30 protein-coding genes are annotated in these 26,095 nt (G+C 72.8%); 18 read left to right on the top strand and 12 right to left on the bottom strand.

Features of this window, described 5'->3' with window-relative positions:
• Positions 1-3: 3 nt before the first annotated feature.
• On the top strand, positions 4-795 hold the full coding sequence (locus BMW85_RS49175; protein WP_245774539.1) for a TetR/AcrR family transcriptional regulator: 792 nt from the start codon (positions 4-6) through the stop codon (positions 793-795).
• Here the strand turns inward: BMW85_RS49175 and BMW85_RS01020 are convergent.
• Positions 761-3,058 (bottom strand): glycoside hydrolase family 65 protein, encoded by a 2,298-nt coding sequence (locus BMW85_RS01020; RefSeq protein ID WP_091077071.1) that lies wholly within the window; start codon positions 3,056-3,058, stop codon positions 761-763. The two genes, BMW85_RS49175 and BMW85_RS01020, sit on opposite strands and share 35 nt — an antisense overlap.
• A 145-nt stretch (positions 3,059-3,203) precedes the next feature.
• On the opposite strand from BMW85_RS01020, the gene BMW85_RS01015 reads away from it, so the two are divergent.
• Positions 3,204-3,728 carry a DoxX family membrane protein gene (locus BMW85_RS01015; RefSeq protein WP_091075604.1) on the top strand — a complete coding sequence of 175 codons (525 nt, stop codon included), beginning with the start codon at positions 3,204-3,206 and terminating at the stop codon, positions 3,726-3,728.
• A 182-nt stretch (positions 3,729-3,910) separates the two neighbouring features.
• Positions 3,911-4,612: a universal stress protein gene (locus BMW85_RS01010; RefSeq protein ID WP_091075602.1), complete on the top strand. Its 702-nt coding sequence runs from the start codon at positions 3,911-3,913 to the stop codon at positions 4,610-4,612.
• 3 nt (positions 4,613-4,615) lie between these two features.
• Here the strand turns inward: BMW85_RS01010 and BMW85_RS01005 are convergent, their stop codons facing one another.
• The 3 genes from BMW85_RS01005 to pflB all read right to left on the bottom strand — a co-directional run bounded on the left by BMW85_RS01005 (position 4,616) and on the right by pflB (position 8,627).
• Positions 4,616-5,569, bottom strand: coding sequence for an Acg family FMN-binding oxidoreductase (locus BMW85_RS01005; RefSeq protein ID WP_091075600.1), 954 nt, complete (start codon positions 5,567-5,569; stop codon positions 4,616-4,618).
• A gap of 87 nt (positions 5,570-5,656) precedes the next feature.
• Positions 5,657-6,382 carry a pyruvate formate-lyase-activating protein gene (pflA, locus tag BMW85_RS01000; protein ID WP_091075598.1) on the bottom strand — a complete coding sequence of 242 codons (726 nt, stop codon included), beginning with the start codon at positions 6,380-6,382 and terminating at the stop codon, positions 5,657-5,659.
• A 10-nt stretch (positions 6,383-6,392) separates the two neighbouring features.
• Positions 6,393-8,627, bottom strand: a complete 2,235-nt coding sequence (gene pflB / locus BMW85_RS00995; protein WP_091075596.1) for a formate C-acetyltransferase — start codon at positions 8,625-8,627, stop codon at positions 6,393-6,395.
• 151 nt (positions 8,628-8,778) lie between these two features.
• Here pflB and BMW85_RS00990 point away from each other — a divergent pair, with 151 nt between their 5' ends.
• Positions 8,779-8,985, top strand: a complete 207-nt coding sequence (locus tag BMW85_RS00990) for a PLDc N-terminal domain-containing protein (RefSeq protein ID WP_091075594.1) — start codon at positions 8,779-8,781, stop codon at positions 8,983-8,985.
• 264 nt (positions 8,986-9,249) lie between these two features.
• Positions 9,250-10,158 (top strand): helix-turn-helix transcriptional regulator, encoded by a 909-nt coding sequence (locus BMW85_RS00985; protein ID WP_091075592.1) that lies wholly within the window; start codon positions 9,250-9,252, stop codon positions 10,156-10,158.
• A 21-nt stretch (positions 10,159-10,179) separates the two neighbouring features.
• Here the strand turns inward: BMW85_RS00985 and BMW85_RS00980 are convergent, their stop codons facing one another.
• From BMW85_RS00980 to BMW85_RS00970, 3 genes are all read right to left on the bottom strand, one after another.
• On the bottom strand, positions 10,180-10,602 hold the full coding sequence (locus tag BMW85_RS00980; protein ID WP_143082057.1) for a spore-associated protein A: 423 nt from the start codon (positions 10,600-10,602) through the stop codon (positions 10,180-10,182).
• Positions 10,603-10,711: 109 nt separating this feature from the next.
• Positions 10,712-11,005 carry a DUF4287 domain-containing protein gene (locus BMW85_RS00975; RefSeq protein WP_091075587.1) on the bottom strand — a complete coding sequence of 98 codons (294 nt, stop codon included), beginning with the start codon at positions 11,003-11,005 and terminating at the stop codon, positions 10,712-10,714.
• A gap of 35 nt (positions 11,006-11,040) precedes the next feature.
• Positions 11,041-11,670 (bottom strand): DUF998 domain-containing protein, encoded by a 630-nt coding sequence (locus BMW85_RS00970; protein WP_091077069.1) that lies wholly within the window; start codon positions 11,668-11,670, stop codon positions 11,041-11,043.
• Positions 11,671-11,792: 122 nt separating this feature from the next.
• Here BMW85_RS00970 and BMW85_RS00960 point away from each other — a divergent pair, with 122 nt between their 5' ends.
• The gene (locus BMW85_RS00960) at positions 11,793-12,662 is read left to right on the top strand and encodes a helix-turn-helix domain-containing protein (RefSeq protein WP_425434314.1); all 870 of its coding nucleotides are present in this window, start codon (positions 11,793-11,795) and stop codon (positions 12,660-12,662) included.
• A gap of 1 nt (position 12,663) precedes the next feature.
• Here the strand turns inward: BMW85_RS00960 and BMW85_RS00955 are convergent, their stop codons facing one another.
• The gene (locus BMW85_RS00955; RefSeq protein WP_218155622.1) at positions 12,664-13,164 is read right to left on the bottom strand and encodes a nucleotidyltransferase domain-containing protein; all 501 of its coding nucleotides are present in this window, start codon (positions 13,162-13,164) and stop codon (positions 12,664-12,666) included.
• 123 nt (positions 13,165-13,287) lie between these two features.
• Here BMW85_RS00955 and BMW85_RS00950 point away from each other — a divergent pair, with 123 nt between their 5' ends.
• From BMW85_RS00950 to BMW85_RS00940, 3 genes are read left to right on the top strand one after another with little or no spacing between them, the layout of a single operon-like run.
• Positions 13,288-13,866: a dihydrofolate reductase family protein gene (locus BMW85_RS00950; protein WP_091077066.1), complete on the top strand. Its 579-nt coding sequence runs from the start codon at positions 13,288-13,290 to the stop codon at positions 13,864-13,866.
• A 17-nt stretch (positions 13,867-13,883) separates the two neighbouring features.
• Positions 13,884-14,261 carry a YciI family protein gene (locus BMW85_RS00945; protein ID WP_091075580.1) on the top strand — a complete coding sequence of 126 codons (378 nt, stop codon included), beginning with the start codon at positions 13,884-13,886 and terminating at the stop codon, positions 14,259-14,261.
• A complete protein-coding gene (locus tag BMW85_RS00940) occupies positions 14,243-15,502 on the top strand; it encodes an RNA polymerase sigma factor (RefSeq protein WP_177240441.1) in 1,260 nt (419 codons plus the stop codon). The genes BMW85_RS00945 and BMW85_RS00940 overlap by 19 nt, the downstream gene beginning before the upstream one ends.
• On the opposite strand, the gene BMW85_RS00935 is transcribed toward BMW85_RS00940, so the two are convergent.
• The 3 genes from BMW85_RS00935 to BMW85_RS00925 all read right to left on the bottom strand — a co-directional run bounded on the left by BMW85_RS00935 (position 15,438) and on the right by BMW85_RS00925 (position 18,311).
• Positions 15,438-16,595 (bottom strand): PP2C family protein-serine/threonine phosphatase, encoded by a 1,158-nt coding sequence (locus BMW85_RS00935; protein WP_091075579.1) that lies wholly within the window; start codon positions 16,593-16,595, stop codon positions 15,438-15,440. The two genes, BMW85_RS00940 and BMW85_RS00935, sit on opposite strands and share 65 nt — an antisense overlap.
• 82 nt (positions 16,596-16,677) lie before the next feature.
• On the bottom strand, positions 16,678-17,343 hold the full coding sequence (locus BMW85_RS00930; RefSeq protein WP_091075574.1) for a glycosyltransferase family 2 protein: 666 nt from the start codon (positions 17,341-17,343) through the stop codon (positions 16,678-16,680).
• Complete coding sequence (locus BMW85_RS00925) at positions 17,340-18,311, bottom strand: NAD-dependent epimerase/dehydratase family protein (protein ID WP_091075571.1); 972 nt, start codon at positions 18,309-18,311, stop codon at positions 17,340-17,342. Before BMW85_RS00925 ends, BMW85_RS00930 begins: the two co-directional genes overlap by 4 nt.
• A 139-nt stretch (positions 18,312-18,450) precedes the next feature.
• Between BMW85_RS00925 and BMW85_RS00920 the strand changes: the two genes are divergently transcribed.
• The 3 genes from BMW85_RS00920 to BMW85_RS00910 are packed head-to-tail and all read left to right on the top strand — an operon-like array spanning position 18,451 to position 21,104.
• The gene (locus BMW85_RS00920) at positions 18,451-19,833 is read left to right on the top strand and encodes a glycosyltransferase 87 family protein (RefSeq protein ID WP_218155621.1); all 1,383 of its coding nucleotides are present in this window, start codon (positions 18,451-18,453) and stop codon (positions 19,831-19,833) included.
• Positions 19,834-19,845: 12 nt separating this feature from the next.
• Positions 19,846-20,496 (top strand): TIGR04282 family arsenosugar biosynthesis glycosyltransferase, encoded by a 651-nt coding sequence (locus BMW85_RS00915; RefSeq protein WP_218155620.1) that lies wholly within the window; start codon positions 19,846-19,848, stop codon positions 20,494-20,496.
• Positions 20,493-21,104 (top strand): class I SAM-dependent methyltransferase, encoded by a 612-nt coding sequence (locus BMW85_RS00910; RefSeq protein ID WP_091075568.1) that lies wholly within the window; start codon positions 20,493-20,495, stop codon positions 21,102-21,104. The genes BMW85_RS00915 and BMW85_RS00910 overlap by 4 nt, the downstream gene beginning before the upstream one ends.
• Positions 21,105-21,129: 25 nt before the next feature.
• On the opposite strand, the gene BMW85_RS00905 is transcribed toward BMW85_RS00910, so the two are convergent.
• Positions 21,130-21,990: an LLM class F420-dependent oxidoreductase gene (locus tag BMW85_RS00905; protein WP_091075565.1), complete on the bottom strand. Its 861-nt coding sequence runs from the start codon at positions 21,988-21,990 to the stop codon at positions 21,130-21,132.
• Between the two features lie 196 nt (positions 21,991-22,186).
• Between BMW85_RS00905 and BMW85_RS00900 the strand changes: the two genes are divergently transcribed.
• The 6 genes from BMW85_RS00900 to BMW85_RS52445 all read left to right on the top strand — a co-directional run bounded on the left by BMW85_RS00900 (position 22,187) and on the right by BMW85_RS52445 (position 26,090).
• The gene (locus BMW85_RS00900; RefSeq protein WP_091075563.1) at positions 22,187-23,404 is read left to right on the top strand and encodes an ammonium transporter; all 1,218 of its coding nucleotides are present in this window, start codon (positions 22,187-22,189) and stop codon (positions 23,402-23,404) included.
• Entirely contained in the window at positions 23,401-23,799 is a 399-nt protein-coding gene (crcB, locus tag BMW85_RS00895) for a fluoride efflux transporter CrcB (protein ID WP_091075561.1), read from the top strand. Before BMW85_RS00900 ends, crcB (BMW85_RS00895) begins: the two co-directional genes overlap by 4 nt.
• On the top strand, positions 23,796-24,173 hold the full coding sequence (crcB, locus tag BMW85_RS00890; RefSeq protein ID WP_091075559.1) for a fluoride efflux transporter CrcB: 378 nt from the start codon (positions 23,796-23,798) through the stop codon (positions 24,171-24,173). Before crcB (BMW85_RS00895) ends, crcB (BMW85_RS00890) begins: the two co-directional genes overlap by 4 nt.
• A gap of 119 nt (positions 24,174-24,292) precedes the next feature.
• On the top strand, positions 24,293-25,225 hold the full coding sequence (locus BMW85_RS00885) for an urea transporter (protein WP_091075557.1): 933 nt from the start codon (positions 24,293-24,295) through the stop codon (positions 25,223-25,225).
• Positions 25,226-25,235: 10 nt separating this feature from the next.
• Positions 25,236-25,541, top strand: coding sequence for an urease subunit gamma (locus BMW85_RS00880; protein ID WP_091075555.1), 306 nt, complete (start codon positions 25,236-25,238; stop codon positions 25,539-25,541).
• Positions 25,542-25,574: 33 nt separating this feature from the next.
• On the top strand, positions 25,575-26,090 hold the full coding sequence (locus BMW85_RS52445; protein ID WP_091075552.1) for an urease subunit beta: 516 nt from the start codon (positions 25,575-25,577) through the stop codon (positions 26,088-26,090).
• Positions 26,091-26,095: the final 5 nt, after the last annotated feature.

Genomic DNA, 26,095 nt, shown 5'->3' with positions numbered 1-26,095 from the left:
CGAATGTACTCCTCAGGCGACGGCCCCGGACGCCGCCGCCCCAGGCTGAGCGACCAGGAGACCGAGCGGCGGATGCTCGACACCGCTCTCGCGATGGTCAACCGCGACGGCCTGACCGTCGGGCTCGACCACCTCGGCTTCGAGGACGTCATCCGCGACGCCGGCGTGGCCAGGGCCGCCGTCTACCGCCGCTGGCCGTACAAGGACCTGTTCTTCGCCGACCTGCTGCGCGAGCTGGCCGCGGGCGCGGCACCCGCGGCCGCCGCCGACGGGGAGGCCGCCCGGCGGCTGGTCGCCGCGGTCCTGGCCGAGCGCGCCGCTGAGCTCGCCTCGCCCCAGGGCCGGCACGACCTGGTCACCGAGCTGCTGCGGGTGACCGCCGCCGGCGACCTGGAAACGGTGTCCGGCTCTCCGGAGTGGCGCACCTACCTGGCCCTGCAGGCCACGTTCCTGAGCCTGCCGGAGGGCGACGTGCGCGCGGACGTCCAGGCCGCGCTGGCCCGCTCGGAGCGGCGGTTCGCCGACCGGATCGCGCGCGGCTGGGAGACGGTGGCCACCGCCCTGGGCTACCGGGTACGGCCGGACTCGGGCGGCAGCTTCGCTCTCATCGGCACCATGGCCGCCGCCACGATACGCGGGCTGGTGATCATGGCGGCGGCCGACCCGGAGCTGCTCACCCGGCGGGTGCCGGGCAACCCCACGGGCGCGAGCGCCGCCGCCGACTGGTCGCTGCTCGGCATGGCGGCGGCGAGCATCGCCGTCACCTACCTCGAACCCGACCCGGACGCCGGATGATCAGGGGCGGGAAGGGGATCGTGGCGGCGGCGCCGCGCGGCAGGGTGATGCCGTCCACGCGGGTCCGCTCGTGGTCGGCCTCGACGAGGAGCCGGCGCCCCCGGAACTCGATCGGCAACGACAGCGACCCGAGCCGTTCCGGCAGGCACGGGTCGAGCCGCAGGCCGTCGGGGCGCGGCTCCAGTCCGAGGTAGCAGCGTTGCAGCATGTCGAGGGTGCCGCCCATGGCGCCCAGGTGGATGCCCTCGGCCGTGGTGCCGCCCTGCACGTCCTTGATGTCGCTGAGCGCCGCCTCGGCGAAGAACTGCCAGGAGCGGGCCCGGTCGGCGTGGGCCAGGACCCAGGCGTGGACGACGGAGCTGAGCGTGGAGCCGTGGCTGGTCCGGTCCAGGTAGTAGGAGATCGTGCGGGGGATCAGCTCGGGATCGGCGGGATAGCCGAGCCGGCGCAGGATGTCCAGCAGCTCGTCGGTGGTGAGCAGGTAGCACAGCATCAGCGTGTCTGCCTGCTTGGACGCCTTGTAGCGGTTGACGTCGTCGCCGTCCGCCTCCAGCGCCCGGTCCAGCCGCCGCACCCCCCGGTAGCGGCCCCAGTCGAGCTCGGCCAGGTCGGCGTAGCCGGTGAACTGGCTGATGACGCCGTCGTGGAAGTCGACCCGCATGCGCCGGGTGATGTCCGCCCAGCGGGCGCTCTCCCCGGGGCGGGCGAGGCCGAGCTCCAGGGCGCGGGCCAGCAGCCACACGGTCATGACGTTGGTGTAGGCGTTGTTGTCCAGGCCGGGGGCCGCGGCGCCTGGACGGGCGGTGTGGTACTCGTCCGGTCCCATGACGCCGCGGATCTCGTACCTGCCGGAGGCCGGGTCGAGCACGGCGAGCGAGGCGAAGAAGCGGGCGATGTCCGTCAGCAGGTCGGCGCACCACGACCTCATGGAGCCGGTCACCAGGTGGTGCTGCCACACGTTGTACGCGATGGCCAGGCCGACGTGGCGTTGCAGGTGGGAGACGTCCGGCAGCCAGCGGCCCGAGTCGGGGTTGAGGTGGAAGGTCTGGGTCTCCTCGCGGCCGTCGCTGCCGCTCTGCCAGGGGAACATCGCGCCGTCGTACCCGGCCGCGCGCGCGGCCGCCCGCGCCTCCGGCAGCCGCCGCCAGCGGTAGCGCAGCAGGCCGAGCGAGATGTCGGGGAAGCGCAGGTTCAGCCACGGCAGCACGAACAGCTCGTCCCAGAACACGTGACCGCGGTAGGCCTCGCCGTGCAGGCCCCGGGCGGGCACGCCGACGTCCAGGTCGAAGGTGTGCGGGCTGAGCGTCTGCAGGAGGTGGAAGACGTGCAGGTGCACGAGCTGCGCCAGCTCCGGGCCGCCCACCTCCAGCCGGGCCCGCTCCCACAGGCGTTCCCACGCCGCCTCGTGCGCGGCCAGCAGCTCCTCGAAGGGGGGAGCCTGCCCGGCCCAGCGCAGCGCCGCCGACAGCGGGTCGTGGACGGCGGGGTCGCGGGACGTCACCAGCGCGACGATCTTCGTGACCGTCACCGGCACGCCCTCCTCCGCGTGCAGCACGTGCTCGGTGCCGATCCGGCCGGGCTCCCGCTCGGCCCTGCCGGGAACGGGGGCGTCCATCCGCGCGGCGAGCGCGGCCGTGATCCGGGAGGAGCGGGTCGTCGCCGTCAGCCAGGTCAGCCCGTCCTCGTCCCCGGTCGCGTGCTCGGTGAGGTGGTCGCCGCGCAGGTCGCGGTACCGGGCGACGCCGTGGTTGGTCACCGTCCCGTCCAGCGCGGCGCGGACGCGGAGCGGCCCCGACCAGTTCTCGGCCGTGAAGGTGGTCTCCAGCGCGGCCAGGGCCGGGTCGGCCATGGACACCAGGCGGCGCTGACGTACCCGGGTGATCCGGCCGGCGTCGTCGCGCCGGCGCAGCTCCCGCAGCAGCACCCCGCGCCGCAGGTCGAGCTCCTGGCGGTACTCCAGCAGCTCGGCCCCGTCCGGATGGAACCAGTCCGAGCCCGGCGTGGCGAAGGTCAGCGGCAGCCAGTCGGGCAGGTTGACCAGGTCCTCGTTGACGACCGTACGGCCCGCCACCCGCGAGGCGAGCCGGTCGTAACAGCCGGCCCGGTAGGTGCCCGGAGTGCGGCAGAGGCCGTCGGGCGTGGCGCCGCGGGTGGCGAAGCGGCCGTTGCCGAGCGTGCACAACGCCTCCCGCAGCCCTTCGGCGGCGGGATCGTAGCCCTCGTAGACAAGTGTCCAAGGGTTGGCCGGAGCGAGAGTGGCCATGGCGATGACGCTACCCATGCACCACCGGCCCATACAGGGGACCAAGGTCCTGGCGCCGGAGGGCGTACGACACTGCTGCCGTGGTCGAGCGGCTGGTGTGCTTGGTACGACACGGAAAGCGATCACCCTGGGAAGGGAGGCCGTCATGGCCGCCACGAGCAACAGGCCCGTCATGGAAACCGGCACCGCGGGAGCGCGCCGCCCCGTCGACTACGTCTGGGCGGTCACCCGGATCGCGATCGGCTGGGTGTTCCTGTGGGCGTTCCTGGACAAGACCTTCGGCTGGGGCTTCGCGACGCCGGCCGAGCGCGCCTGGACCGCGGGCGGAAGCCCCACGACCGGGTTCCTCAAGGGCACCGGAGAGAACGCCCTCGGCGGCTTCTTCTCGAACCTGGCCGGTCAGGGCTGGGTGGACTGGCTGTTCATGGCCGGCCTGCTCGGCGTCGGCCTCGCCCTGGTCCTCGGCATCGGCACCCGTGTCGCGGCCGGGGCGGGCACCGCGATGCTGCTCCTGATGTGGGCCGCCGAGCTGCCGCTGGACACCAACCCGTTCATGGACGACCACATCATCTACTCGCTCGTCCTCATCGGCCTCGCGCTCGCCGGCGCCGGGAGCACCTTAGGGCTCGGCAACCTGCCGATCGTCCAGCGCACCCCCTGGCTCAAGTAGCACGATCGGTCACCCGCCCACCTCCGGACGCCGGAGGTGGGCGTCGTGCTGCCGGGGGTCAGTCAGAGCCGGACGGCCCCGGCATGCGGGCCGAAAGTCCCTGCCGGGGCCGCGCCCGCCCGTACGAGGCTGGTGGTAGGGCCACTCTGACGTGGGCAGGCGTACGGACAGGAGGCAGCGGCATGAAGCACATCGTTCTCGGCTACGACGGATCGGCCTTCTCGATGCAGGCGCTGGACTGGGCGCTGGACGAGGCCGAGCTCCGCGGGCTGTCCCTGACCGTCGCCCACGCCTGGCAGTGGCCGTACGGCGAGGCCCCCGAGGAGGCCAGGTCCCACCTGCGCAAGGCGGCCGAGCACGTGCTGTGGCACGGCGCCGACTGCGCCCGCCACACCAGCTCCGGCCTCACCGTGGAGACGGACCTGCACGAGGGTCCCGCCGCCGAGCGCCTCGTCGAGCTCTCCCACGAGGCCGCGCTCGTCGTGGTCGGCTCGCGCGGGCTCAGCGCGCTGCCGCGAGCGGTCGTGGGCTCGGTGGCCGGGTACGTCGCCACGCACGCCCACTGCCCCGTGATCGTGGTGCGCGGGCCGGGGCCGCTGCCCGCGGCGTCGCAGCCGGGACCGGTCGTCGTGGCCGACCGCGACCCGGACGCCGCCGTGCTGGACTTCGCGTTCGAGGAGGCCGCCCTGCGCCGGGTGCCCCTCGCCACCTCGGCGGACGTGACCGCGTGGGCGGCCCGCCATCCGGGCGTGCCCGTCCAGGAGGCCGCCGACTTCGGGACCGCGACCCTCGTGGTCGCCGGCCGCCGGCGGGCCGCGCCCGCCGGCGTCGCCGCCTCACTCCTCCAGCACGCGCCCTGCCCCGTGGCGGTGGTGGGAGGCTGAGGACTACCTGAGCTCCAGCTCGGCCGCCGGGCGGCGGGGTGTGCCGGGCACGTACGGCCCGTAGCCGAACCGGATGACGGCCTGCGGGTGCCCGCGCCGGTGGTGCGGGTCCCTGCGTCCACGCATGTCGCGCAGGTCGAGCGACTGGTTCAGCAGCGAGGCCGACACGTCGTGCCGGGCGGCGACGAGCAGGACCCGCTGCAGGGCCTGACCGGCGCGCAGCCAGTCGGCGGGCCGGTCGCCCGCGGTGACGAGGACGGCGAGCTGGGGCCGCTCCTCGAAGTGCGCCGTGTACTCCTGCCGCCCGAAGTCCCTGATGGGCGACGGGTCCCGCAGGGCGTGCGGCCCGTGCGCATAGGAGGGGACGCCGTCGTACCGCGCGCCCGGCATCGTCCACGCGGCCAGCTCGGCGCGGTAGTCGTGGTCGCCGGCCAGCTCGTCCTCGGCGACGGCGGCGTACCCGAGCGTGTCGCTCGTGGCGTGCCGGTCGAGGGGCAGGAGGGCCGCGCCTTCCCGCGCGGCCGCGAGCCGGAGCTCGGCCAGGACGGGACGCGGCAGCGCCCGGTCGTAGAACGGCAGGCGGTTGGTGCGGCGGACCGGGATGAGGTCGTACAGCTCGCGGTGCTCCGCCGGGACCGGCAGCTCCGCGCCCATGCGCACCGCCGCGAGCAGGTCGGGCTCCTCCTCCGGCGACGGCAGCAGCCACACGATCGGCCGGTGCCCGGCCGTGCGCATCGCCAGCCGCAGGTTGAACAGGGCCGCGCCGCAGCTCACGTGCAGGCTGCGGCCACGCGGATCGCTGACGCGCAGCCGCCGGTCCTGGTCGGCGAGCACCTCGACGAACTCCCCGTGGACCACGCGGAACCGCCAGGGCTGGGTGTTGAGCACCGACGGGGCCCGGCCGGCGGCCTCAAGCAGTCGCCTGGTGTTGAGTTCGGCAGCGAGTGAGACGGACATGGCGCACCTCCTACGACGACGCTCCCGCATCCGGCCGGCGGCGGTGAGTGCCGTGCGGCCCCTGTCCCGGGGCCGAAGGTCCCCTGCTCAGACCGAGACCACGCCGTGCGCGCGGAACCGGGCGTGCACGCGGTCGAGCTGCTCCTGGCCCGGCGGCTCGACGTCGGCGAGGGGGAAACGCAGGCCGAGGCGGTCGTACTTGCCGGTGGCCATGCGGTGGAAGGGCAGGACGTCGACGCGTTCGACGTTGCCCAGGCCCGCCACGAAGGCGGCCAGCGCGTCCACGTTCGCGGGCGCGTCGGTGAGGCCGGGGACCAGGACGAACCGCACCCAGGTGGGCCGTCCCAGGTCGGCGAGGCGGCGGGCGAAGCGCAGCGTCGGCTCTACCGGCCCGCCCGTCACGCGCCGGTAGGTGGCCGGGTCGAAGGACTTGATGTCGAGCAGCACCAGGTCGGTGTCGGCCAGCATCGCGTCGGTGGCGCGTACGCCGAGCAGTCCGGAGGTGTCGAGCGCGGTGTGCAGGCCGTCGTCGTGGCAGCGGCGCAGCAGCTCGGCGGTGAAGCGCGGCTGCAGCAGCGGCTCGCCGCCGCTGACAGTCACCCCGCCGCCCGCGACGGAGATGAAGCGCCGGTACTTGCCGATCTCGGCCATGATCTCGTCCGCGGGGACCTGGCGGCCGTCGCGCATCCGCCAGGTCTCCGGGTTCTGGCAGTAGCGGCAGCGCAGCGGGCAGCCCGCGGTGAAGACGACGAACCGGGTGCCGGGGCCGTCCACGCCGACCGACAGGTCCCAGGAGCTGACGGAACCGTTCATCTCGGGCCGTTCACAGCGAGCCGTGGAAAGTGCGGCTGACGACGTCGCGCTGCTGGTCCGGGGTGAGCCGGACGAAGTTCACCGCGTAGCCGGAGACGCGCACGGTGAGCTGCGGATGGCGCTCGGGGTGTTCCATGGCGTCCAGCAGGACGGCGCGGGTGAGCACGTTGACGTTCATGTGGAAGCCGCCGGCGTCGAAGTAGCCGTCCAGCACGCCGACCAGGTTGCCGACCCGCTCGTCCGGCGTGCGGCCGAGCCCGTCGGGCGTGGCCGTGTTGGTCAGGGAGATGCCGTCGAGTGCCTGGTCGTAGGGGAGCTTGGCGACCGACAGGGCGGAGGCGATCATGCCGTGGCGGTCGCGGCCGTTCATCGGGTTGGCGCCGGGGGCGAACGGCTCGCCGGACCGGCGGCCGTCGGGCGTGTTGCCGGTGTGCCTGCCGTAGACCACGTTGGAGGTGATCGTCAGAACGGACTGGGTGTGCTCGGCGTCCCGGTACGCCCGGTGCTCGCGGATCTTGGCCATGAACGAGCGCACCAGGCCGACGGCGATGGCGTCGGCGCGGTCGTCGTTGTTGCCGTAGGCCGGGTAGTCGCCTGTGACCCGGTAGTCCACGGCCAGGCCGGTGGCGTCGCGGATCACCTCGACGCGGGCGTGCCTGATGGCCGACAGGCTGTCGGCGGCGACGGACAGCCCGGCGATGCCGCAGGCCAGCGTGCGCTTGACCGGGTAGTCGTGCAGCGCCATCTCCAGCCGCTCGTAGGCGTATTTGTCGTGCATGTAGTGGATGATGTTGAGCGCGTTCACGTAGGTGCGGGCGAGCCAGTCCATCATCCGGTCCAGCGCCTCGGTGACCTCCTCGTAGTCGAGGACGTCGCCGGTGAGCGGCGGGTGGGCGGGGCCGACCTGGGCGCCGGTGAGCTCGTCGCGGCCGCCGTTGATCGCGTACAGCAGGGTCTTGGCCAGGTTGACCCGGGCGCCGAAGAACTGCATCTGCCTGCCGACCGGGGCCGCCGACACGCAGCAGGCGATGGCGGTGTCGTCGCCGGTGCGCGGGCGGGTCAGCTCGTCGCTCTCGTACTGGATGGCGCTGGTCTCGATCGACAGCGCGGCGCAGTAGCGCTTGAACGGCTCGGGCAGCCGGGGGGACCACAGGACGGTCAGGTTCGGCTCGGGGGCCGGGCCGAGGTTGCGCAGCGTCCGCAGGAAGCGGTAGCTGGTCCGGGTGACCAGCGGGCGGCCGTCTTCGCCGAGGCCGCCGATCGACTCGGTCACCCAGGTGGGGTCGCCGGAGAAGAGCTGGTCGTACTCGGGGGTGCGCAGGAAGCGGACGATCCGCAGCTTGATCACGAAGTCGTCGACGAGCTCCTGCGCGCGTTCCTCGGTGATGCGGCCCTCGGCGAGGTCGCGTTCGAGATAGACGTCCAGGAAGGTGGAGGTGCGGCCCAGCGACATGGCGGCGCCGTTCTGCTCCTTGATCGCGGCCAGGTAGGCGAGGTAGAGCCACTGGACCGCCTCGTGCGCGGTCGCGGCGGGACGGGACAGGTCGTGGCCGTAGGAGGCGGCCATCGTCCTCAGCTCGCCGAGGGCGCGGATCTGCTCGGACAGCTCCTCCCGGTCGCGGATCACGGCGTCCGTGGCGTCCGCGTCGTCCAGGGAGCGCAGCTCGGCCTGCTTGGCCTCGATCAGCCGGTCCACGCCGTACAGCGGGACGCGGCGGTAGTCGCCGATGATGCGGCCACGGCCGTAGGCGTCCGGCAGCCCGGTGATGACGCCGGACCGGCGCGCAGCCCGGATCTCGGGGGTGTAGGCGTCGAACACGCCGTCGTTGTGGGTCTTGCGGTACGAGGTGAAGATCTCCTTCACCGCCGGGTCGAGCTTGTAGCCGTAGGCGGCCAGGCCCGTCTCCACCATGCGCAGCCCGCCCGCGGGCATGATCGCCCGCTTCAGCGGCGCGTCGGTCTGCAGGCCCACGATCAGCTCGCGGTCGCGGTCGATGTAGCCGGGCGGGTGGGAGGTGATCGAGGACGGGGTGGTGGTGTCGGCGTCGAGGATCCCGCGCCGCCGCTCCTCGGGGAACAGGGACGAGACCTTCTCCCACACCGCGCGGGTGCGTTCGGTCGGCCCGGTCAGGAAGCGGTCGTCACCCTCGTAAGGCGTGTAGTTCGCCTGGATGAAGGCCCGCACGTCCACGGCCGACCGCCAGTTCGCACCGCGGAATCCACGCCACGCCGCCGTCGCGTTCATCGTCACTCCTTCGTCCCGGTTGGGGTCCTCTCCCACCGTGCCGCGCCGGCGAGCCGGGCACAGCGGGCCAAGGACACCGGTGGCCGGGACGAACGTCCTTGGGGTGAACCGTCACAATGGTGCCGGTACGAACGAGTGAAGGGAGCCCGTGATGCGCTGGGACGAGATGTCGGGCAGGCAGCGGGGCGCGGTGATCGCGCTGGCGTCCGTGGAGCTCGCGTTCACCGCGGCCGCCGCGGTCGACCTCAGCCGGCGGCCCGCGGCGGATGTGCGGGGCCGCAAGGCACTGTGGTGGCCGGCGATCTTCGTTCAGCCGGTGGGGCCCGTCGCGTACCTGCTGTGGGGACGGCGGAGATGACCGGAACAATTGTGCTGTGATTCCACCGTCCTCCCGCAATGTGAGAGGACGGTGGAATCGTGCGGCATTGGAGGTTTTGATCCCTCCGACCACAGGAAAGGGGCAAACCGATCCCACGGCCCCCCTCCAGTGTTCCGCAGGTCCCGCTTGCCGCCCTTTCCCCGTCTACCGTGGCCGATGGACTCGGTAAAGCGGAAGGATCAATTGTTCCTAGGAATTCTTTTCCCCGGAAGTTCGGCCGCTCGGATGCCATCATCGGATGATATGGATGCGCACAGCCCGTCCTTCGACCTCGCCTCACCGAAAGGAGCGCTGGCCGATTTCCTGATCGCCCGGCGAGCCGCGGTCACCGCGGCCGAACACGGACTGCCGGAGCCCGCCTACCCGCGCCGGGTCCCCGGGTTGCGGCGGGAGGAAGTGGCCCAGCTGGCCGGCATCAGCACCGACTACTACACCCGGCTGGAACAGGGCCGGGTCCGCACCGCCTCCCGTTCGGTGCTGGCCGCCATCGGCCGGGCCCTGCGGCTCGACGACGACCAGCAGCGGCATCTGTGCCAGCTCGCCGACCCGTACACGGGGGAGCAGACCGACGAAGGCGAGCAGCGGGTCAGCCAGCAGACCGTGCGGTTGCTGACCAACCTGGTCGACACGCCCGCTCTGGTGCTGGGCCGCTACCAGGACATCCTGGCCTGGAACCGGCTCGCCGCCGCCCTGCTCGGCGACCTGGCCGCGATGCCGCCCGCGCACCGCAACTACGTGCGCATGATCTTCCTGGACCCGCAGGTCCGGGCGATGCAGGACGACTGGCCCGCCCGGGCCCGCGAAGCGGTCTCCAGCCTGCGCATGGCGGCCGGCACCTACCCCGGCCAGCCGCGGCTGCAGGAGCTCGTGGGCGAGCTGCTGCGCCGCGACGACGACTTCCGCGTCTGGTGGAACCAGCACCTGGTCACCATGCACCCGTTCGGGCACAACCGCGTGCACCACCCCGTCGCCGGCTCCTTCGACCTCGACTGGCAGGCCCTGACCACCGTGGACGACCAGGAACAGGTCATCATCCTCGTCACCGCGCCGCCCGGCAGCCCCGGCCACTTCGCCCTGCGCCGGCTGGCCTCCTGGGCGCAGCGGCAGGCCCTGCGGCCCAGCCACCTGCCCCCCGGCCCGCTGAGCGCCTGAGCCGGGGGACAGGCGCGGGGCTCAGCCGCAGTGCACGTTGTCGAGCTTGAGCGTCACCCAGTCCGGCACCGTCCCCTGGACGTCGATGCACTGGCCGGCCGCGGAGACGTACACGGGGCCGGCGTAGTACGTGTAGGTGCCGGAGTCGGGATCCCGGCCGCTGCCGTCGGCCCGGGAGATGACGACGCTCTTCCAGCTCGGGGTGTTGGCGTAGGCGCCGTAGCCGTAGGTCAGGGCGCAGTTCTTGCCGGCGCTGGAGCTGTAGTGGACCTCCAGCGTGCCCGTACGGGTCCCGTCCCCCCTCTTGATCGGGTAGACGCCGACGCGGGTGTAGCTGCTGCCGCAGGGCCCGGCCGCGGCGGCGGGGGCGGCGCCCGCCACCAGCGTGGTCGAGGCGGCCAGGGCCGCACCGGACAGGAGGGTCGCCAGCTTACGGATGCGCACGAAAATCCTTTCGGTCGCCGACATTTCGATCATGGATATCACCGGCTCCCGACGCTTCACCCGTAGAATGCGCGCGATGTGAGACTTGACACAAAGATCCGCTTCCGGGTCAGGACGCGGGGCGGTTGTCCTTTCCGTCCAGCCACAGCAGGTGTGACTCGTCCCGATGCGTCCCCGCGCTGCCGACATGCTTGGTGCCGATCTCGGGGCCCTTCTTGATCACGTGCACCAGGGCCATCGCGTGCCCACGGCCGAGACCGTAGTCTTGCTTGAGCCACTCGACGATCGTGCCCGCCTTGACCGAAGGGCTGTCCAACCCGCGTTCCTTCGCGAGTTCGACGAACTGCCGGGGCGTCAGCCCCGTCCTGTCCTCGATGTTGTCCAGGTACGCCTGAAACGACATGTCTTCTCCTTCCGGGAAACAGGGGAGCGGGCCCGTCAGCCCTGAGCGGCCCGCTCCAGCTTGGCCATGGTCACCGTGATCCAGGCCCACGCCGCCACGACCCCGGCGAACATGGCGAGCGGCCCGCCCGCCGCGCCGCTCATCGCCCAGCAGAGGCCGGCGGCCAGCAGCGCGCCGCCGGCGCGGCCGGCGACGGCCCAGGACGAGCCGCCGAAGCGCCGGCTCATGACGAAGCAGAACGCGATCATCGCGAGGAACGACGCACTGGCCGCCGCCAGATGCACCGCGCCGGCCGCGCTCATCGTCCCGGGCACGTCCGGCGTGCCGGGAGGGAAGGCGAAGCCAGGATCGGCGGGGAAGAGGCCGGCCACGATCAGGCCGGCGCCCTGGACGCCGAGCAGGCGGGGCCCCCACACACCGCCCGCGCCGGTGGCGTACAGGCCCGCCGCGCCGCACAGGGTCAGCACGCCGGTCACGACGAAGCTGGAGATCTGGATCCAGCCGAGCTCGCCCAGCGAGAGCATGCTGACCGGATGCCGGGTCAGGTCGAAGCCCGTCCGGGTGGCCGCCTGGACCACGGCGAGCAGGATCCAGATCGGCGCCGCCGCCAGCCCGGCGGTGAGCAGCGGCGGCCGTCGCCGGGTTCTTGCCTCAAGAGTTGTCATGCCGACCATGATCGGAACGGCGTCGCCGCGGCGCCAGAGCAAACTGAGTTCCTGGCGGGCCGTCACCGGCGATACCGTTACCGGCAACGTCATTTCCTGCTTGAAGCGGCAAGGGGGAGACCCTGAACGACAGCCGTGAGCTCCTCGGCCAGTTCCTGCGCGAGCGCCGTGCCAGGATCTCCCGCGACCAGGCGGGGCTGCCCGCGCGACGGTCCCGCCGCGGCAGTTCGCTCACCCAGGAGGACCTGGCCTACGTCACGGGCTACTCGATCCGCACGATCAGCGCGCTGGAGCAGGGCGCCGAACACCGCCCCACCGCCGAGCTGCTGGAGTCCATCGCCTCGGCGCTCCAGCTCAGCCAGGACGAGCGCAGCATCCTGTGGTACCTCGCGAACGGCACCCCGCCCGAGCCCGACCACGCCGCCGAACCCGACCCGGCCCTGCGCCGGCTGGTCGACGCCCTGGAGCCGCACCCCGCCTACGTGACCGACGGATTATGGAACGTCCTGAGCCAGAACTCCGCCTTCGCCCGGTGGATCTGCGACTTCACCGCCGTGCCCGAAGGCGAGCGCACCATCCTGCACTGGTTCTTCCTTCAGGAGCACTCCAAGCACGTCATGGTCGAGTGGGAGCGCGAGGCGACGGCGCTGATGTCGCTGGTCCGCGGCCGGGCGATGCGCGAACGGCACGGCCACGAGCTCATGGCCGTGGTCGACGACCTGCGCGAGCGCAGCCCGGACGCCGAGCGCATCTGGGCGAGCGGCACCGACCTGCTGGTCCAGGGCCCGTCCAGGCCGATGCTCTTCCGCGAGCCCGGCCACACCGACCCGGACCGGCCGGACGACGAGGACCATCACGTCCGGCTGACCATCACCACGCTCGCTCCGGTGCGGATGGGGGACCACCACCGCCTGCTGGCCTTCCTCCTGCCCGAGGACCACACTGCCCCCGCCGCGCCGAGCGGGCCCTGCCCTGTCTGCCCGCCCGGGTGACTCATCCGCGTGGGCCGCGGTGTGTGGCCGGGATCTCGAACCCGTACTTCTCGCCGAGGGCGCGGACGTCGGCGAGATCCTTGTCCTTGGGCGGGTACGCCGTCTTGAACCGGAACATCCACTCGGGGGCGACGCACCGCACCTCCTGCCCGGCGATGACACCCGTGCCCGTCAGGGAGCCCTCGGGGTACGCGACGCCGTAGACGTTGCGGCCCTGGTCGTCGAACTCGAACACGTGGACGTCCACCGTGGCGCCGCTGGGGGTCGCGACGACGTGGTTCCAGTCGGTCGAGTCCTGCCGTGGCCGCGGCGCGTACCCCCACCGGGCCAGCAGCTCCCCGAGACGCCGCGCGTGCTCGCGTGCGACGGCGAGGTCGAGGTCGGCGTGCTCACGGGTCTGCCTGCCGAGCAGCGCGTCCACGCACCATCCGCCGTCGATCCAGACGGGGACGTTCTCGGCGGCGAGGCCGCGGTAGAGCGCGAGGACTTCGTCGGCGTTCACGGGACGCAGCGTAACGGGCTCGCAGGTCTGGTTCTCGCGGTGTCTGTTCGGGCCGGTCGAGCTCGTCATCACTGTGCCGGGCCGGAACGTGGCCCCGGCGGTCAGTGAGATGAGGAGTTCGTGGTGGGCACGATCAGCGTTTTCGTGAGCGTCAGCCTGGACGGCGTCATGCAGGGGCCGGGCCGGGCGGACGAGGACACGAGGGGCGGGTTCCGGCACGGCGGCTGGGGCGCCGGGTACGCCGACCAGGTGATCGGGAAGTACGTCGCCGAGGAGGCCGGCGCGGCGGCGATGCTGTTCGGGCGGCGGACGTACGACGACGTGCTGGGTTACTGGACCTCCGTCGGCGAGCCCAACCCGTTCACCGAGACGCTGGTGAACACGCCCAAGTACGTCGCCTCCCGCCGACCGGACACCGTGCTCGCCCACCCCAACTCCACGCTGCTGGCCGGGGAGGCGGCCGGCGCCGTCGCCGGGCTGAAGGAGCGGGTCGACGGCGTGATCAGGGTGCTCGGCAGCGGCGAGCTGGTGCGTTCCCTGCACGCGGCGGGCCTGGTCGAGGAGTACGTCCTGCTGACCCATCCGATCGTGCTCGGCTCGGGCACGCGGCTGTTCGGCGAAGGGGAACGTACCGGCCTGGAGCTTCAGGAGGCGATCACCGCGACGACCGGTGTCGTGATCGCGCGCTACCGGACCAAATGACGAGAGAGGATCGAGACATGCGTTACATGCTGTTGTTCCATCACCGTGAGGCGACCGAGGAGTCGGTCGGGGCCGAGGCGATGGCCGAAGGGATGCGGGCCATGGCCAGTTACGCCGCCACGCTGGAGCAGGCCGGGATCCTGGTGAGCGGCCAGGTGCTGCGGCCGTCGGCGGATTCGACCACGCTCACGCTGGTCGACGGGGAGCCGCGCATCCAGGACGGGCCGTTCGCCGACACCAAGGAGCAGCTCGGCGGCGTGGTCGTCATCGACGTGCCGGATCTGGACGCGGCCCTGGACTGGGCGCGGCAGGCGCCGCCGCTGTCCTGGGGGAGCGTCGAGATCCGGCCCGGTGGGATGCACATCGAGGACGGGAAATGGGTCCCGTCCTGGTGAACCCGGGTGAGCGGGCCGCGCAGGTGGCCGAGCGGGCCGCGCGGGAGTCCTACGGCCGGCTGGTGGCCCTGCTGGCCGCTCCGGCCGGGGACCTCGAACTCGCCGAGGACACCCTGGCGCAGGCCTTCGAGCGGGCGCTGACCACGTGGCCGCGCGACGGCGTACCGGACAACCCGGAGGGCTGGCTGCTGGCGGTCGCCCGCAACCGGCAGCGGGACCTGTGGAAGTCCGCGGCCCACCGCCGCAGCCGGTCGCTGGAGGCGGCCGTCGACGCAGGCGCCGACCTGGGTGCGGGCGTCGTCGCGACCCTGGACGACCTCGATCCGGACCGGATCCCGGACCGGCGTCTCGCCCTGCTGTTCGTCTGCGCGCACCCGGCGATCGCCGCCGACGTCCGTACTCCGCTGATGTTGCAGGTCGTGCTCGGGTTCGACGCGGCGGCGATCGCGCGGGCCTTCGCCGTGCCCGCCGCGGCGATGTCGCAACGGCTGGTACGGGCCAAGCGGCGGATCAGGGACGCCCGGGTCCCCTTCGCCGTTCCCGGGCGGCAGGCGATGCCGGAGCGGCTGCCGTGGGTGCTCGAGGCGGTGTACGGCTGTTACGCGCTGTCGTTCCAGGACCGGGGGGAGGGGGACTCGCTCGCGGGCGAGGCCCGCCACCTGGCCGTCACCACCGCGCGGCTGCTCGGCGACGAGCCGGAGGCGTGGTCGCTGGCGGCGCTGCTCACCCTGACCTCCGCGCGCGCCGCGGCTCCCGGCGGTCCCTATCTGCCGTTGCAGGACCAGGACCCGGGCACGTGGGACCGCGGCCTCATCGCCGAGGGCGAGGCGTACCTGCGCCGGGCCGGGCGGCCCGGCCGCGCGCCGGGACGCTTCCAGCTTGAGGCGGCGATCCAGGCGGTCCACTGCGACCGGGCCCGCGCCGGCGCCACCGACTGGGACGCCCTGTGCACCCTCTACACCGCGCTGGTCGCGATCGCGCCGAGCCTGGGCGGCCGGGTCGCGCACGCCGCCGTCATCGGCCGAGCCCGCTCGCCCGGCGCGGGACTGGAGCTGCTGGAGGCCCTGCCGGTCGAACGGGAGCGGTTCCAGCCCTATCACGCGGCGCGCGGCGACCTGCTCGCCCGGCTCGGCCGGCGCGAGGAGGCGGCCGCCGCCTACACGCGGGCCGCCGCCCTCACCACCGACCCGGCCGCCCGGGCCTTCCTCGGGCGGCGCGCCGAGGAAGCGGGCGGACCCTAGGGCCCGCTGTGTCGGCCCCGGCGTGGGTGCGGCGGCCCTGGCGGCTGGGGCCGCGCCAGTCCAGGCAGAGGACGCTGGCGTCGTCCTGCAGATGGCCGTGGCAGGCGTCGATGACGGCGCCGGTCAGCGTCCGTACGAGCTCGCGAGGATGCTGGTCGGCCGTGTCCTGGATGAGGCCGGGCAGGTCGAGGCTCGCCGCCTGGCGTTCGCGCATGCCGTCCGTGTAGAACACGAGACGGTCGCCGGCCCGCAGGTCGAGGTCCTGCACCTGGAAGTCGACGGGGAACGGGAAGCCGAACGGCGGGTCGATGCGCAGCGGCACCTCCCGCACCTTGCCGTCGCGAAGGCGCAGCGGCCATGGGTGACCGGCGTTGACGAGCCGGGCGCCGGTGCCGTCGAGGGAGACGCGCAGCAACTGGCCGGTGGCCAGGGATTGCCGGCCGTGGTCCAGGAGCGCCTGATGGGTCGCACCCGCCTGCTCGGCCAGGCTGCGGGAGGCGCGGCGGGCGCCGCGGGAGGCGTCGCCGCCGATGGTGTCGGCCGGCACCAGGGCTCCGGCCAGCACGAACTGGGCGGCCTCGCAGGAGGAGGACGACGGCAGGAGCTGGTTCTGGATCTCGGCGGCCAGGCTCACCGGGGTGGTGCGCTGCCCCCAGAGGTAGAGGTCGGTGAAGCGGCGGTCGGTGACCACGATGTACGCCAGCGCGTGCGCGGCCTGGCTGATCTGCTCCAGCACCTCCTCGTCGAAGCGCGGCAGGGTCAGCTCCAGCAGGCCGATCGCGTCGCCCCGGTTGGTCACGGGGGCGAGCACCCGCTGTCCCAGGCGGTCATCGGGCGCCAGGGTCAGCTCCTGGGTGCGCAACGCCTGGTCGTAGACGCTGCCGCGCAGGTGGATCCGCTCGCTCTGCCGCCCCCCGTCGCCGCGGATCATGCGCACCATCTGCTGGCCGACGAGGTCGAGGAACATGAACGACACGGCCGTGGCCCCGAACCTTCTGCGCAGGTCGGCGGCTATCACGTCGATGGAGTCCACCGGCGCGGCGTTCTCCGCCTCCGTGAGAAGCTCCTCCAGGCGGAGCCGGTCGTGGGTCATGCGCCCTCCTCGGTCCCCGCACCTCTGCCCTAGGCCGCCGCGGGTATGACGAGCCGGCGCGCGATCTCTAGGACGGCGGCCTCTAGGACGGCGGCCGGAGCTCGGCCATGACCCGCCGCATGTCGGCGACGGCGCGGAGCGTGCCGCGCAGGGTGCCGGTGACCTTGGAACGCCCGGTCCGCGGCAGGTAGTCCACCTCCACCTCGGCGATCCGCCAGCCGGCCGTGGCGGCGCGCAGCACCATCTCCAGCGGGTAGCCGAAACGGCGGTCGGTCAGCCCCAGCTCCAGGAGGGCCGCGCGCCTGGCCGCGCGCATCGGGCCGAGGTCGCGGAGCGGCGCACCCGTACGGCGGCGCAGGGCGCCGGCGAGCACCGTGTTGCCCAGCCGCGCGTGCAGAGGCCAGGCGCCGGCCGCCCGCGGCACCCTCCGCCCCAGGACGAGATCGCCGTCCCCATCGAGCACGGCGGCGCTCACCCGGGGGAGCTGGCGGGGGTTGAGTGAGGCGTCGGCGTCCATGAAGCAGACCAGTTCGGCGGTGGCGGCGAGCAGCCCGGCGTGGCAGGCCGCACCGAAGCCGCGTACGGGCTCGTGGACCACCCGCGCGCCGAGGCTCTCCGCGACCGCCGCCGAGCGGTCGGTGGAGCCGTTGTCCACCACGATCGGGCGGTAGCCGTCCGGCATGCGCCCGAGCACCCAGGCGAGCGCGGCCTCCTCGTTCAGGCAGGGCAGGATCACGTCGACGGTCATGACCAGGCGAACTCCTTCATACCCGCGCCGAACTCGACCTCCGCGCGGAACCCGAGCTCGGCCCGCGCCCGCTCGGGCGAGGCCACGATGTGGCGGACGTCGCCCAGCCGGTAGTCCCCGGTGACCTGCGGGGCGGGGCCGCCCCGCGCGGCGGCCAGCGTGTCCGCCATCTCGCCCACGGTGTGCGGGGCGCCGGAGGCGATGTTCCAGGCGCGCAGCTCGCCGGGGCGGACGGGCGCGGACATGGCCGCGAGGTTGGCCCGGGCGACGTCGCGTACGTGCACGAAGTCGCGCAGCTGGCGGCCGTCCTCGAACACCTTCGGCGCCCGGCCCGCCTCCAGCTCCGAGCGGAAGATCGCGGCCACCCCGGCGTACGGGGTGTCGCGGGGCATACGGGGACCGTAGACGTTGTGGTACCTCAGCGCCGCCGCGCTGCCGCCCGTCTCCCTGGCCCAGTTGGCGGCCAGGTGTTCCTGGGCGAGCTTGGTGGTGGCGTAGGCGTTGCGCGGATCGGGCCTGGCGTCCTCGCCGATCGGCGCGCAGGCCAGCGCCGCGCCGCAGCGCGGGCAGAGCGGCTCGAACGAGCCCCGCTCCAGGTCCGGCACGGCGCGCGGCCCCGGCCTGACGTGGCCGTGCGCGGCGCACTCGTAGTGGCCTTCGCCGTAGACCACCATCGAGGACGCCAGCACCAGCCGGCCGATCTCGTGCCGCGCCATCGCGGCGAGCAGGACGGCGGTGCCGTAGACGTTGACGGAGGCGTAGCCGGGCAGGTCGGCGACGTCCACGCCGAGCCCCACCCTGGCGGCCTGGTGCACGACGACCTCGACGCCGGGGAGCAGCGCGTCCAGCGCGGCCGGGTCGCGGACGTCCGCGCCGGTCCGCAGGTCCAGGCCGACGACGTCGTGACCGGCCGCCCGCAGCGCCTCCGCCACGTGCCCGCCGATGAAACCGGCCGAGCCGGTGACCATGACTCTCACGCCGCCGACGCTAGCCCGGCGGGAGGCGCGGCCGGATGACACGTTCGCGGTTCGTAAGGCTTCTTACGAAGCGCGGACGGCGGGCCGCGCGGCGGCCCCGGACGGGGCCGGGGATGTCAGGCTGCGGGCTGTGAGCCGAAACCTGATCTTCACCGGGGCGGTGCTCGCCGCCCTGGGGGCCGTCGTGCTCAGGATGGTGCTCGGGCCGCCGGGCCTGGGCTGGTATCTGCTGGCCTGGGCGCTGTTCGCGGCGGCCGTGTGGCTGGCCCGGCGGGTGCCGGGGAAGCGGCTGGACGTGCTGGTCGTGGCCGGCGGGATCGTGCTGGCCACGGTCGGGCTGGCGGCGCCGCCGAGCAGCAGCACCGACTCCTTCCGTTACGCCTGGGACGGCCGGGTGCAGGCGGCGGGCATCTCGCCCTACGAGCGTCCGCCGGCCGCCCCGGCGCTCGCCGGTCTGCGTGACGACTGGCTCTTCCCTGCCGCCTGCGCGGACCCGCTGCTGTGGCCGCTGCCGGAGGGCGGCTGCACCCGGATCAACCGCCCGACCGTGTCCACGATCTACCCGCCGCTCGCGCAGGGGTACTTCCTGCTGGTCGAGTGGCTGTCGCCGGAGGGTTCCCGGCACAAGGGGCTGCAGCTGGGCGGCTGGGCACTCGCCGTGCTCGCGCTGCCGGCGCTGTGGCGGCTGGCGGGGGCGCGGCGGGCGGCTTACTGGGCGTGGTGCCCGGCGGTGCCGGTCGAGGCGGTGAACAACGCGCACGTCGACATGCTCGGGGTGCTGCTGGTGGTGCTGGCCTTCGGCGCGGTGCGCGGGCGCGGCGGGCCCGCGGGGGCGGGCGCGCTGCTGGGGGCGGCGGTGGCGGCCAAGCTGCTGCCGGTGACGGCGCTGCCGGGCGCCCTGTCCGGAGTGCTGGCGGGCAACGGAGGGGTGGCGGGGAACGGTCGGGTGGCGTGGCGGCGGCTGCTCCTGGTCGGGGTGCCCGCCGTGCTCGTGGTGGCGCTGTCGTACCTGCCGTACGCGCTGGTCTCGGGGAGCTCGGTGGCCGGCTACCTGCCGGGCTACCTCCGGGAGGAGCGCTACGACGGCGGCGGCAACCGGTACGCCGTCCTGCGCCTGCTGATGCCGGACTCCTGGGCCCCGTACGTCGCGATCGTGCTGCTCGCCCTGATCGTCCTGGCCGTCCTGCGGCACGGGGACGCGGAGCGGCCCTGGCAGGGCGCGCTGCTGGTCAGCGGCTCGTTCCTGCTGCTGCTCACCCCCGGATACTCCTGGTACGCCCTGCTGGTCGTGGCCCTGGCCGCCATGACCGGCTGGTGGGAGTGGCTGGGCGTCGCCGTGGCGGGCGCGGTCGCCTACACCGACGGCCCGGCCGCGCCCGACAACCTCGGCACCCCCTTCTACGCCGTGGCCGCGGTGGCCGCGCTGGCCGGCTGGGCCGCGCGGCGCTCCGCCGAGCCTCGCCGTCGTCGCCCCGCCGGCGATGACGGAGCACCCGTCGTCCGCAGCACGTGAGGATCGTCTCCGTTGAGCCATCGTCATCCCGATCACCTGCCGCAGATCCTGGTCATCGCCAAGGAACCGGTGCCGGGCAGGGTGAAGACCCGTCTGACCCCGCCGTTCAGCCCGGAGCAGGCCGCCGTCCTGGCCGAGGCCGCGCTGCGCGACAGCCTGCGGGCCGTCGCCGCCACGCCGGCCGGTCAGCGGGTGCTGGCGCTGGACGGACTGCCGGGAAGCTGGCTGCCGCCGGGCGTGGTGGTGATCCCGCAGCGCGGCGCGGGGCTGGACGAGCGGCTGGCCGCCGCCTTCTCCGACGCCCACCGGCTCCGGCCGGGCCCGGTCGTCCTCATCGGCATGGACACCCCGCAGATCACCCCAGCCCTGCTGGACGAGGCCGGCGCGGCGCTGACGGAGCACGACGCGGTGTACGGCCCGGCCGCCGACGGCGGCTTCTGGCTGCTCGGCCTGCGCCGGCCGGACCCCGCGCTGCTGCTGGGGGTGCCGATGTCGCGTCCTGACACCGGCAAGCTCCAGCTCGACCGGCTCGAACGCGCCGGGCTGAGCGTGCGCGTGCTGCCCGAGCTGACCGACGTCGACACCGCCGCCGACGCCGCCACGGTGGCGGGCCAGGCGCCGGGGTCCTGCTTCGCCGCCGCGCTGCGGGAGCTGGGCCGATGATCGGGGAGTTGTACGCCGACGCGCTCGCCGGGGAGAACGCCGAACTCGAGTACGTGGACGGCACCCGGGTCCCGCTGGAGGCCGCCCGCTGGTTCGAGCCCATCGACGGAGACGAGGAGCTGCTGAGCCGCTGCGCCGGCCCCACGCTCGACATCGGCTCGGGTCCCGGGCGGCTGACGGCGGCGCTGACCCGGCGCGGCGTCCGTTCGCTCGGCATCGACATCACGCCGCGCGCCGTCGCCCTGACCCGCCGCGCCGGAGGGTTCGCCCTGCTCAGGGACGTCTACGACGACGTCCCCTTCAGCGGTCGCTGGGCGACGGCCCTGCTCGCGGACGGCAACATCGGCATCGGCGGCCATCCCGAGGCGCTGCTGCGGCGGGTCGGGCAGCTCCTGCGGCCCGGCGGCACGGTCCTGGCCGAGGTCGCGCCGCCCGGCACGAGGAGCCGGGTCGACCGGGTACGGCTGCGCCGCGGCCGGGTCACCGGCGAGTGGTTCGCCTGGGCGACCGTCTCGGCGAGCGACCTGGGCAGGGTCGCGCTGGCCGCCGGGTTCACCGAGGCCCGCTGCTGGCCGGCGCACGGCCGCTGGCTGGCCCGGATCCACTGAGCCCGCCAGAAGCCCGGAGCCCGGCCTACAGGAGCGCGACGGCGAGGGCGCGCCACTCGCGGCGCGGCAGGGCGTCCGCGTCGGCCGTGAGGACCTGCAGGCAGACGTGATCGGCGCCGGCGTCGCGGTGCTCGTCCAGCCGTCGCCTGATCGCGTCCTCGTCGCCCCAGGCGATCAGGCCGTCGAACAGGCGGTCGCTCACCGACTCCACGTCCTCCTCGGTGTAGCCGAGGCGCAGCACGTTGTTGGCGTAGTTCGGCAGCGACAGGTAGCGCCGCAGCCATTCGCCGCCGATCGCGCGCGCCTCGTCCTTGCCCTTGCAGAGGATCACCGTCTGCTCGGGGAGCAGGAGCGGGCCGTCCCCCAGCGCCTCCCGAGCCTGCCGGGTGTGCTCGGGCGTGACGAGGTACGGATGCGCGCCCCGCGCCCGCTTCGCGGCGAGGTCCAGCATCTTGGGACCGAGCGCGGCCAGCACCCGGCTGTTCTCCGGCACGGGCGGATCCGCCTGGTCCAGCGCGTCGAGGAACGCCGTCATGGCCGCCAGCGGCTTGCGGTAGCGTCCCGGCTCCTGCCGGTCCACCGCCACCGCGTGGCTCACGCCGATGCCCATGAGGAAGCGGTGGTGGTGGTTCGAGGAGAGCTCGGCGAAGGAGGCCGCGACGCCGGCGGGATCGTGCATCCAGAGGTTCAGGATCCCGGTGGCCACGACGATCCGGCGGGTGGCCGTCAGGAGGTTGCCGACGGCCTCGAAGACCGGTCCTCCCGTGTCCGGCACCCACAGCGCGCTGTAGCCCAGCTCCTCCAGCTCGGTGGCGGCCTCGGCGGCCTCACCCGGATCGCCGTAACGCAGGTGATGGCTCCACACGCCCACCCCGGAAAGATCCATGACGTCTTCTCCCTTCGTCTGGCACTGACCTGCCCAGATCGGCCGCCGATCACCCTCCCCGGCGTTCGCCGGGGCGCCGGTCGGCGAAGCCCCTCATCGCCGTGCTGATTGCGACATATCTTCGGCAAAAGAAATCCAGCGCCGTTTTGGCACCTGCCCGGCCGATCACCTTTTCAGAGGAAAAGGAGGTCGGCTCATGCCACCAGGTCTGAACACCGGAGACTCCGCGTGGGTTCTCGTCAGTGCCGCCATGGTGCTGCTCATGACCCCCGGGCTCGCCTTCTTCTACGGCGGCATGGTTCGCGCGCAGAACGTGCTGAGCATCATCTTCATGAGCTTCGTGTCGATCGCGCTGGTCACCATCCTGTGGTTCGGCTACGGATACGGCCTCGTCTTCGGCCCCGACGTGGGCGGCGCCGGTCTGATCGGGTTCGGGGACCTGCGCTTCGCCGACATCTCTCCCGTCATGCTGCACGGCCGCGTCCCGACGTACGCCTTCGCGCTGTTCCAGCTCACGTTCGCGATCATCACGGTGGCGCTGATCAGCGGCTCGGTGGCCGGGCGGACCAGGCTCGGGCCGTGGATCATCTTCTCCGTGTTGTGGGTGACGCTGGTGTACTTCCCCATCGCGCACTGGGTGTTCGACCCGGCCGGGTGGATCAGCCGCTGGGGGGTGCTCGACTTCGCCGGCGGCCTGGTCGTCGAGCTGAACTCCGGCATGGCGGGCCTGGCCCTGGCGATCGCGCTGGGCCCCAGCGTCAGGTTCCGCAGGAGGGAGCCGCCCCAGCCCAGCAACATCCCGCTGGTCATGCTCGGCCTGGGCCTGCTGTGGTTCGGCTGGTTCGGCTTCAACGCCGGCTCGGCCATGACCGACGGCAGCGTGGCGGTGACCGCGTTCCTCAGCACCATGATCGCCGGAGCGGCCGGCATGCTGACGTGGCTGGTCATCGAGTGGTTCAGGTTCAAGCACTTCACCCGGCTGGGCTCGGCCACGGGCGCGCTGGCCGGGCTCGTGGCCATCACTCCTTCCTGCGCTTATGTCAGCTCCGAGGGCGCGTTCGTCGTGGGGGTCGTGGCGGCCGTCGTGGTGTCCTTCGCCGTCACCTGGAAGCTCGTCCTCGGCTACGACGACACCCTCGACGTCGTCGGCGTGCACGGCGCGGGCGGCGTGGTCGGCGTGGTCCTCATCGGCCTGCTCGCGACCGGCGCCGTGGCGAGCCCGACCAAGGGCCTGCTGTACGGGGGCTCGATCGAGCTGCTGCTCAAGCAGATCGCCGCGATCTTCGCGGTGGCGATCTACTCCTTCGTCGTGACCTACCTGATCGGCAAGGCCGTCGACAAGCTGCTGCGCATGCGCGAGACCGAGGCCGAGCAGCTCGCCGGCACCGACGTCCAGCTCGGGACGGAGGGATGACGGCCGACGCCGCGCCGCCCGCGCGGGCCCTGGCCTTCGTCGCGGTCGGCGGCGGCGTCGGCGCGGTCGTCCGGCATCTGCTCACCCAGACCCTGCCGGGCTCCGACCATCCGCTGCCGTGGCCGACGCTGGTGGTCAACATCCTGGGCTGCCTGCTCATGGGGCTGCTGACCAGCGAGCTGACCAGGCTCCCGCTGCACCGCCGGCCGGTCAAGCTGCTGCTCGGCACCGGGTTCCTGGGCGGCTTCACCACCTTCTCCCACTACGTGGACGGCGTGCGCGAGCTCACGGTGGGCGGCTCGCCCGGATGGGCCACCGTCTACCTGGTGCTCAGCGTCGTCCTCGGGCTGCTGGCCGTCTGGGCCGGCATCACCGTGGGGAAAGGCAGGCGATGATGCTCGTCCTGGCGGTCTTCATCGGCGGCCTGATCGGCGCCCCCGCACGCTACCTCGTGGACGCCTTCGTCAAGCAGCGCGCCGGCACCGAACTGCCGTGGGGCACGCTGGCCGTCAACATCATCGGCTCGGCCGTCCTCGGCCTGCTGATGGGCATCGCCTCGCGCGACGCCCTGCCGGGCGTGGTGCTGTCCCTGGTGGGCACCGGATTCTGCGGCGCGCTGACCACGTTCAGCACCTTCAGCACCGACACGTACAAGCTGCTCACCGGGGGCTCCACGGGCAAGGCGCTGGTCAACGTCGCCATGAACCTCGTCCTCGGCCTCGCCGCCGTCTTCCTGTTCTATCTGCTGGGCCGGACGATCGCCGGGTGAGAAAGGCGTACAGCCTTCTCCATGGTCGTCCAGCAAATGGTAATCACCGCTTTGGCGGACAATCCGCCGGGCACTACGTCGGTTGTTCGAGCCACGAACGGCAGAAGGAGTGAGCGGGCATGAGCGAACAGGTCTCGAACATGCCCCTCGCCACGCTCAGAGGCGTCAGCCAGGTCGAGTTCCAGACCGACTGGCGGACGGCGGCCTGTTTCATCGTCGCGCTGTTCGCCGCGGGCTGGCAGTTCGGGGTCTTCGGACTGCTCGGCACGGTCGTGGCGACGCTCACCGCCTGGGTTCTCGGCGTCTCGGGTGACCGGGTGATGGGCGGCCTGGAGGGCTTCAACGGAACGCTGATCGGCGTCGCGCTGGTGCTGTACTTCAACACCCGCTGGATCACCGTGCTGCTCGTGATCGTCGCAGCGATCATGGGCAGCGTCCTGACGTCGGCACTGAACGCGCTGCTGACGCCGCACAACCTGCCGACGCTCACGGCGCCGTTCTGCGCGGTGACCACGGCCATGGTGGTCGGGGCTCCCTCGTACGAGCGGCTCTGGCACGGGCGCGCCTTCGCCACGCCTCCGTCGGCCACGCACCCGGGGGCGTCCGTGACGTTCTCCGATCTGTGGCAGGGGCTGTTCAACGGCATCGGCCAGGTGTTCTTCCAGGGCACGTGGTACGTCGGGCTGATCTTCCTGATCGGCCTGGCGTTCGCCGGATGGATGGTGGCCGCGGCCGCGCTGGTCTCCAGCGCGGTGGGCATCGTGGTGGCGATCCTGCTCGGCGCGCACGCCGCCGACATCGGGGCGGGACTGTACGGCTACAACGCGGTGCTCACCGGGATCGCCCTGTGCGGCACCTTCGTCATGCCGAGCGTTCTCGGCCTGGTCTACGCCCTGGCGGGCGCGATCTCGGCGACCGTCCTGACGGCGTTCATCACGGACCTGTTCGCGCCGGTCGGCGGGCACACGCTGACCTGGCCGTTCGTCGTGGTCACCTGGATCTTCCTGGCGGCGGTGCCGGTGTTGTCCGGCATCCGGCGCGTTCCCACCTGAAGGAGAGCTCATGAATCTCGCTCCGCGTGAGATCGACAAACTGCTGATCTACGTGGTCGCCGAGGTGGCGGCCAAGCGCCGCGACCGCGGCCTGAAGCTGAACTACAGCGAGGCGGTGGCGTTGATCAGCGTCGCGGTGCTGGAGGGCGCCAGAGAAGGCAAGACCGTCGCCGAGTGCATGGAGCTCGGCAAGAACGTGCTCGGCCCCGGCGACGTCATGCCGGGCGTGCGCGAAATGCTCAAGCTGATGCAGGTCGAGGCGTCGTTCAAGGACGGCTCCAAGCTCGTCTCCTGCCACGACCCCATCGGCGGCTGACACCGCCGCCAGACCAGGAAGGACCGGTTCGTCATGACGGACACGGACAGGGTCGTCTACGCCGACGGCCCGATCGAGATCAACGCGGGGCGGCGCACGGTCAGGCTGACCGTGCGCAACACGGGGGACCGGGCCGTCCAGGTCGGCTCCCACTACCACTTCTTCGAGGCCAACCGGGCGCTCCGCTTCGACCGCGAGAAGGCGTACGGCATGCACCTGGACATCCCTGCGGGCACCGCGGTCCGCATCGAGCCGGGCGACACCCACCAGGTGAACCTGGTCGAGTACGGCGGCGGCATGCGGATCGTCGGCTTCGCCGGCCTGGTCGACGGCGGCCTGCGGACCAGGGACGCCAGGATCCGCGCGCTGCGGCGGCTGGCCGAGCTCGGCTACGCCGACGAGCCGGAGCCCTCGGCCACCATCCAGCCGGCCGGCGGCGCGAAGCAGGAAAAACCGCAGAAACCGCAGAAACCGCAGAAACCGCAGAAACCGCAGAAACCGGAGAAGCCCGCGGTGTCCAAGAAATCTCCCACCAGGAAGAAGGGCTGACCCCG

It is taken from the genome of Nonomuraea wenchangensis, assembly GCF_900111685.1.
GTDB lineage: Bacteria > Actinomycetota > Actinomycetes > Streptosporangiales > Streptosporangiaceae > Nonomuraea > Nonomuraea wenchangensis.
The sequence above is the reverse complement of the archived record's forward strand: the minus strand, read 5'-3'. Positions and strand labels throughout refer to the sequence as shown.

Coding starts and splice junctions, on each gene's coding strand:
- BMW85_RS49175 (WP_245774539.1), top strand. CDS start 4: ATGTACTCCTCAGGCGACGGCCCCGGACGCCGCCGCCCCAGGCTGAGC.
- BMW85_RS01020 (WP_091077071.1), bottom strand. CDS start 3,058: ATGGCCACTCTCGCTCCGGCCAACCCTTGGACACTTGTCTACGAGGGC.
- BMW85_RS01015 (WP_091075604.1), top strand. CDS start 3,204: ATGGCCGCCACGAGCAACAGGCCCGTCATGGAAACCGGCACCGCGGGA.
- BMW85_RS01010 (WP_091075602.1), top strand. CDS start 3,911: ATGAAGCACATCGTTCTCGGCTACGACGGATCGGCCTTCTCGATGCAG.
- BMW85_RS01005 (WP_091075600.1), bottom strand. CDS start 5,569: ATGTCCGTCTCACTCGCTGCCGAACTCAACACCAGGCGACTGCTTGAG.
- pflA (WP_091075598.1), bottom strand. CDS start 6,382: ATGAACGGTTCCGTCAGCTCCTGGGACCTGTCGGTCGGCGTGGACGGC.
- pflB (WP_091075596.1), bottom strand. CDS start 8,627: ATGAACGCGACGGCGGCGTGGCGTGGATTCCGCGGTGCGAACTGGCGG.
- BMW85_RS00990 (WP_091075594.1), top strand. CDS start 8,779: ATGCGCTGGGACGAGATGTCGGGCAGGCAGCGGGGCGCGGTGATCGCG.
- BMW85_RS00985 (WP_091075592.1), top strand. CDS start 9,250: ATGGATGCGCACAGCCCGTCCTTCGACCTCGCCTCACCGAAAGGAGCG.
- BMW85_RS00975 (WP_091075587.1), bottom strand. CDS start 11,005: ATGTCGTTTCAGGCGTACCTGGACAACATCGAGGACAGGACGGGGCTG.
- BMW85_RS00970 (WP_091077069.1), bottom strand. CDS start 11,670: ATGACAACTCTTGAGGCAAGAACCCGGCGACGGCCGCCGCTGCTCACC.
- BMW85_RS00945 (WP_091075580.1), top strand. CDS start 13,884: ATGCGTTACATGCTGTTGTTCCATCACCGTGAGGCGACCGAGGAGTCG.
- BMW85_RS00940 (WP_177240441.1), top strand. CDS start 14,243: ATGGGTCCCGTCCTGGTGAACCCGGGTGAGCGGGCCGCGCAGGTGGCC.
- BMW85_RS00935 (WP_091075579.1), bottom strand. CDS start 16,595: ATGACCCACGACCGGCTCCGCCTGGAGGAGCTTCTCACGGAGGCGGAG.
- BMW85_RS00930 (WP_091075574.1), bottom strand. CDS start 17,343: ATGACCGTCGACGTGATCCTGCCCTGCCTGAACGAGGAGGCCGCGCTC.
- BMW85_RS00925 (WP_091075571.1), bottom strand. CDS start 18,311: ATGGTCACCGGCTCGGCCGGTTTCATCGGCGGGCACGTGGCGGAGGCG.
- BMW85_RS00910 (WP_091075568.1), top strand. CDS start 20,493: ATGATCGGGGAGTTGTACGCCGACGCGCTCGCCGGGGAGAACGCCGAA.
- BMW85_RS00905 (WP_091075565.1), bottom strand. CDS start 21,990: ATGGATCTTTCCGGGGTGGGCGTGTGGAGCCATCACCTGCGTTACGGC.
- BMW85_RS00900 (WP_091075563.1), top strand. CDS start 22,187: ATGCCACCAGGTCTGAACACCGGAGACTCCGCGTGGGTTCTCGTCAGT.
- crcB (WP_091075561.1), top strand. CDS start 23,401: ATGACGGCCGACGCCGCGCCGCCCGCGCGGGCCCTGGCCTTCGTCGCG.
- crcB (WP_091075559.1), top strand. CDS start 23,796: ATGATGCTCGTCCTGGCGGTCTTCATCGGCGGCCTGATCGGCGCCCCC.
- BMW85_RS00885 (WP_091075557.1), top strand. CDS start 24,293: ATGAGCGAACAGGTCTCGAACATGCCCCTCGCCACGCTCAGAGGCGTC.
- BMW85_RS00880 (WP_091075555.1), top strand. CDS start 25,236: ATGAATCTCGCTCCGCGTGAGATCGACAAACTGCTGATCTACGTGGTC.
- BMW85_RS52445 (WP_091075552.1), top strand. CDS start 25,575: ATGACGGACACGGACAGGGTCGTCTACGCCGACGGCCCGATCGAGATC.